Here is a 5090-nt window from a genome sequence, read left to right on the forward strand (position 1 = left end):
ACGGCTTGTCAATCGCACGCTCTGGTTCCGGGATGTAAGAATCCAGGAAGCCAGCCAGTTCGATGATTTTCGCTTCCCACTCTGCTTCGCCTTCCAGCGCTTTCAGAGCAGAACCACGAACGATCGGAGTGTCGTCGCCCGGGAAATCGTACTGAGACAGAAGTTCACGAACTTCCATTTCTACCAGTTCCAGCAGCTCTTCGTCATCAACCATGTCGCATTTGTTCAGGAACACGATGATGTACGGAACGCCTACCTGACGACCCAGCAGGATGTGCTCACGAGTCTGCGGCATCGGGCCGTCAGTCGCAGCAACAACCAGGATCGCGCCGTCCATCTGCGCAGCACCGGTGATCATGTTTTTAACATAGTCGGCGTGGCCCGGGCAGTCTACGTGCGCGTAGTGGCGAGTCGGGGTGTCATATTCAACGTGAGAAGTGTTGATGGTGATACCACGTGCTTTTTCTTCCGGCGCGTTATCGATCTGATCGAATGCGCGAGCAGCACCGCCGTAGGTTTTAGCCAGAACGGTAGTGATTGCAGCGGTCAGCGTTGTTTTACCATGGTCAACGTGGCCGATAGTACCGACGTTAACGTGCGGTTTAGTACGTTCAAATTTTTCTTTAGACATCGATTGTCCCTCTAAGACACGGATAAATCGGTGATATCACCACATCAACCAGGCAATATACCTGAGCTGTTGAATGCTTTTAAAAGTAAACAGAGAGAAACGGGAAGGAGAAGTGAAGTGGTGCTGATACCCAGAGTCGAACTGGGGACCTCACCCTTACCAAGGGTGCGCTCTACCAACTGAGCCATATCAGCACGTCTGGAGCGGGCAGCGGGAATCGAACCCGCATCATCAGCTTGGAAGGCTGAGGTAATAGCCATTATACGATGCCCGCATCCTGAAACTCGGCTACCCAGTTCTTTCTGTAACAAAAAAGAGATTTCTCTCTTTTTTGTTTGAGCTGATTAAATTTTTTAACCAACTCAGGCGGCGATAACGCTGCCAGAAAGTGGTGGTGGGGGAAGGATTCGAACCTTCGAAGTCTGTGACGGCAGATTTACAGTCTGCTCCCTTTGGCCGCTCGGGAACCCCACCGGACTTGATGGTGCCGACTACCGGAATCGAACTGGTGACCTACTGATTACAAGTCAGTTGCTCTACCTACTGAGCTAAGTCGGCATCAAGTAGCGCGCATTTTATGGATACCTGCGTGCTCATGCAACTAAAAAATTGCATAAAATGTTCTTCCGCTCACATTTTGCACTATACGTCCGATAAATAATCTATTTCTTGTCTGAATTGCACAAATTTCCAACGCTGGGCCTTATAACCGGAGAGGGTTTCGCTCCGTTATTCACGTTCGGACAGAGAGAAAGCACATCTTTATACATCTGGAATACTCGTCACAATGCTTTTCAGGGGACGATTTTTTCTTATTATTCCCCCTCATCTGGTGTTACCCTCCTGCCCATTGTCCAAATTAACTGAAATGTGCGTGCCATTGCGTGCCGGGGATGATTTCGTTTTTTATCACTGACCTGATATAGCAATGACAGCCAGACCATGCGTATGAGTATAAAAGAGCAAGCGTTAACGTCGCCTTACCTACAGTTTGATCGCAACCAGTGGGCTGCGCTTCGTGATTCAGTGCCGATGACCCTGACCGAGGAAGAGATTGCTCGTCTGAAAGGCATTAACGAAGACTTATCGCTGGAAGAAGTTGCTGAGATTTATTTGCCTCTATCGCGTTTGCTAAATTTTTACATCAGTTCAAACCTGCGACGCCAGGCTGTTCTGGAGCAATTTTTAGGCACAAACGGCCAGCGTATTCCTTATATCATTAGTATTGCAGGCAGTGTTGCAGTTGGTAAAAGCACAACCGCGCGCGTTTTGCAGGCACTGCTGAGCCGCTGGCCAGAGCACCGCAAAGTTGAGCTGATTACGACCGATGGTTTCCTTCACCCAAACCAGGTGTTGAAAGAACGCGGGCTCATGAAGAAGAAAGGCTTCCCCCAGTCTTATGATATGCACCGTCTGGTAAAATTTGTTTCCGACCTGAAGTCAGGCGTCCCTAACGTCACCGCACCGGTCTATTCACATCTGATCTATGATGTGATCCCTGATGGCGACAAAACAGTTGCCCAGCCGGATATATTGATTCTCGAAGGGTTAAATGTATTACAAAGCGGAATGGACTACCCCCACGACCCGCATCATGTATTTGTTTCTGACTTCGTCGATTTTTCTATTTACGTTGACGCGCCAGAGGAATTACTCCAGACGTGGTACATCAATCGATTCCTGAAATTCCGTGAAGGGGCATTTACCAATCCTGACTCTTATTTCCATAACTACGCGAAATTGTCCGAGGATGAGGCTATCAATACAGCAATGTCGCTCTGGAAAGAAATTAACTGGTTGAATTTAAAACAAAACATACTACCTACGCGTGAGCGAGCCAGTTTAATCATGACCAAGAGCGCCAATCATGCCGTTGAGCAAGTCAGGTTAAGAAAATAAATAAAAAAAGGGGAGCAGATGCTCCCCTTCTTATTATTCGGCACTTCTGAGCGATATTTCTCCGCCCATCCATGGTGTTATCTTACCATTCTGTTCAAGCAATAGTGCACCTTGTGCATCTATTCCTCGCGAGATACCAAATATTTCTTTATCGCCAATAATGAGTTTAACTGGGCGGTTGATAAAGTTATCAAGTACCTTCCAGCGTGATAAATAAGGCACCAACCCCTCTTGCTCAAACAGTATCAGCGCAGCACGAAGCTCGCGGATCAGCCGGGCCGCAAGCGTATTACGGTCAATGTTTATGCCTGCTTCCTGTAAGTTAATCCACCCCTGATTAACCACATTCTCTTCTACCCGGCGCATAGACATGTTAATTCCGGCACCAATAACGATCTGCGCGGCATCACCCGTCTTTCCGGTGAGCTCAACCAGAATGCCGGCCAGTTTTCGATCGAGCAGGTAGAGATCATTAGGCCATTTCACACGGACTTTATCCGCCCCCAGATCGCGTAAAACCTCAGCCATGACGATACCAATGACCAGACTCAGACCAATCGCCGCTGCCGGGCCCTGCTCCAGGCGCCAGAACATAGAGAGATACAGGTTAGCACCAAATGGCGAGAACCATTTACGCCCACGTCGGCCACGACCAGCCTGCTGATACTCCGCTACGCAGGCATCTCCGGATGTCAGTTGCCCAATTCGATCCAGCAGATACTGGTTGGTTGAATCAATTACGGGCAGAACGGTGATGTTTCCGTCACCCAGTTGAGAATGAATAACGGATGAGTCTAGCAGTTGGATGGGCTCTGGTAAGCTGTAGCCTTTACCTGGAACAGTAAATACATCAACGCCCCAGTCGCGTAACGTCTGGATGTGTTTGTTAATCGCTGCACGACTCATTCCCAGTTTTTCACCGAGTTGCTCACCTGAATGGAATTCGCCATCAGCCAATAATGAGATGAGCGTCAGGGGGACGGTATTATCCTTCATGCGATGATCTCCACAGCATTCACTTCACCCTGCGGGCCCATAAATCTAACCTCTGGCTCAAGCCAGACATTAAACTTCTCCCCCACTTTATGTCGTACATGATGTGCAAGTTGCACGACATCCTGGCTCGTCGCATTACCCGCATTGATCAGTACCAGTGCCTGTTGTTGATGTACTGCTGCGCCACCAATACGCATGCCTTTGAGCTGACACTGATCGATAAGCCAGCCAGCGGCCAGCTTCACTGAGCCATCGGCCTGGGGATAGTGAGGTGCGGTCGGGAATTGTGACAGGAGTTCCTGCGCAATATCTGCGGTGACAACCGGGTTTTTAAAGAAGCTTCCCGCATTACCGTTCACTTTTGGATCGGGCAGCTTTGTTGTTCGCATGTGGCAAACGGAATCAAACACCTGATGAGGTGTGACCGTTGCAGGATCCAGACGCGTCAAATCGCCGTATGTCAGTACGGGCTGCCACTGTTTAGACAAACGCAGACCGACGGCTACAATCGCGACGCGATCCTGATACTCATGCTTAAAGATACTGTCACGATACCCGAAACGACATTCCGCAGCACTTACACGCAGATGCTTACCGGTCGCCAGTTCAATGCAGTCCACATATTCGCAAACACGCTGAAGTTCCACACCATAAGCACCAATGTTCTGGATTGGCGATGAGCCAACACAGCCGGGAATAAGCGCCAGGTTTTCCAGCCCGGGCATGCCAAGCTGCAATGTATGCTGTACCAGATGATGCCAGTTCTCACCAGCCCCAACGTGTAGATACCACGCGTCAGGCTTCTCTGTAACCTCTATACCTTTGATACGGTTTACGATCACCGTGCCATGGAAATTATCGAGGAACAGGACGTTACTCCCCTCACCCAGAATCAGTACTGGATGATGTGATGCATTGGCTGATTGCCAGGCATTCAATAATTGTTGCTCATTTTCGGCGCAGACAAGTTCGTTAGCTTGCTGATCGATGCCGAAGGTATTCCAGGCTTTAAGGGAGTGATTCATAGACGCTTTCCTGATGCAAAATCGCGCTTAGTTTACCGCATATGCCGCAGGATGGCTTGTTTTATGGAAGCGTGGGGGGTTGCTTTGTGCCCGATGGTGCCGCGATGTGCCTGATGCGCTGCGCTTATCAGGCCTGCAGGAACGGATGCATAGATAATGGTGCAGGCTGCTGTAAGCCGGATAAGACGGGACGCTACTTCCGGCAAGGTATCGCCGGGAGTGCCTGATGCGCTGTGCTTATCAGGCCTACCTTGTGGTGCCGTTGTAGGCCGGATAAGGCGATACGCCGCATCCGGCAAAATGCCGACGGGAGTGCCTGATGCGCTGCGCTTATCAGGCCTACAAAATACATTCAGTCCGGCGCATCCGCCTGTTTCCGGAAAAACACGCAGACGCAAAAAAGCCCATCCGTCAGGATGGGCTTCTTCACTTATTTGATGCCTGGCAGTTTATGGCGGGCGTCCTGCCCGCCACCCTCCGGGCCGTTGCTGCGCAACGTTCAAATCCGCTCCCGGCGGATTTGTCCTACTCAGGAGAGC

5 protein-coding genes, 4 tRNA genes and 1 pseudogene are annotated in these 5090 nt (G+C 50.2%); 3 read left to right on the forward strand and 7 right to left on the reverse strand.

From position 1 onward, the window contains the following. The 5 genes from NNO08_RS22630 to NNO08_RS22650 all read right to left on the reverse strand — a co-directional run. On the reverse strand, positions 1-631 hold a 631-nt coding region (locus tag NNO08_RS22630), incomplete at its 3' end, for a GTP-binding protein (RefSeq protein WP_239241979.1). Positions 632-749: 118 nt separating this feature from the next. Then, positions 750-825: transfer RNA gene (locus NNO08_RS22635), tRNA-Thr, on the reverse strand. A gap of 5 nt (positions 826-830) precedes the next feature. Next, positions 831-905: transfer RNA gene (locus tag NNO08_RS22640), tRNA-Gly, on the reverse strand. Between the two features lie 115 nt (positions 906-1020). Then, positions 1021-1105 (reverse strand) — tRNA-Tyr (locus NNO08_RS22645). Positions 1106-1113: 8 nt separating this feature from the next. Continuing rightward, positions 1114-1189: transfer RNA gene (locus NNO08_RS22650), tRNA-Thr, on the reverse strand. A 19-nt stretch (positions 1190-1208) separates the two neighbouring features. On the opposite strand from NNO08_RS22650, the pseudogene NNO08_RS22655 reads away from it, so the two are divergent. Beyond that, positions 1209-1289 (forward strand): annotated as a pseudogene (locus tag NNO08_RS22655) (hypothetical protein); the annotation flags it as partial. A gap of 290 nt (positions 1290-1579) precedes the next feature. Further along, positions 1580-2530 (forward strand): type I pantothenate kinase, encoded by a 951-nt coding sequence (gene coaA / locus NNO08_RS22660; RefSeq protein WP_271455805.1) that lies wholly within the window; start codon positions 1580-1582, stop codon positions 2528-2530. A gap of 33 nt (positions 2531-2563) precedes the next feature. Here coaA and birA read toward each other — a convergent pair whose 3' ends face one another. Next, positions 2564-3526 carry a bifunctional biotin--[acetyl-CoA-carboxylase] ligase/biotin operon repressor BirA gene (birA, locus tag NNO08_RS22665; protein WP_271450590.1) on the reverse strand — a complete coding sequence of 321 codons (963 nt, stop codon included), beginning with the start codon at positions 3524-3526 and terminating at the stop codon, positions 2564-2566. After that, positions 3523-4551, reverse strand: a complete 1029-nt coding sequence (gene murB / locus NNO08_RS22670; RefSeq protein WP_271455804.1) for a UDP-N-acetylmuramate dehydrogenase — start codon at positions 4549-4551, stop codon at positions 3523-3525. Before murB ends, birA begins: the two co-directional genes overlap by 4 nt. 319 nt (positions 4552-4870) lie before the next feature. On the opposite strand from murB, the gene NNO08_RS22675 reads away from it, so the two are divergent. Beyond that, the coding region (locus NNO08_RS22675) for a hypothetical protein (protein ID WP_271457589.1) at positions 4871-5090 on the forward strand (220 nt) is incomplete at its 3' end.

The sequence above is a fragment of the Citrobacter sp. Igbk 17 genome (assembly GCF_028069775.1).
GTDB lineage: Bacteria > Pseudomonadota > Gammaproteobacteria > Enterobacterales > Enterobacteriaceae > Citrobacter.

What these genes read in the sequence shown, in the direction of transcription:
- coaA (WP_271455805.1), top strand. Translation starts at nt 1,580, where the DNA reads ATGAGTATAAAAGAGCAAGCGTTAACGTCGCCTTACCTACAGTTTGAT.
- birA (WP_271450590.1), bottom strand. Translation starts at nt 3,526, where the DNA reads ATGAAGGATAATACCGTCCCCCTGACGCTCATCTCATTATTGGCTGAT.
- murB (WP_271455804.1), bottom strand. Translation starts at nt 4,551, where the DNA reads ATGAATCACTCCCTTAAAGCCTGGAATACCTTCGGCATCGATCAGCAA.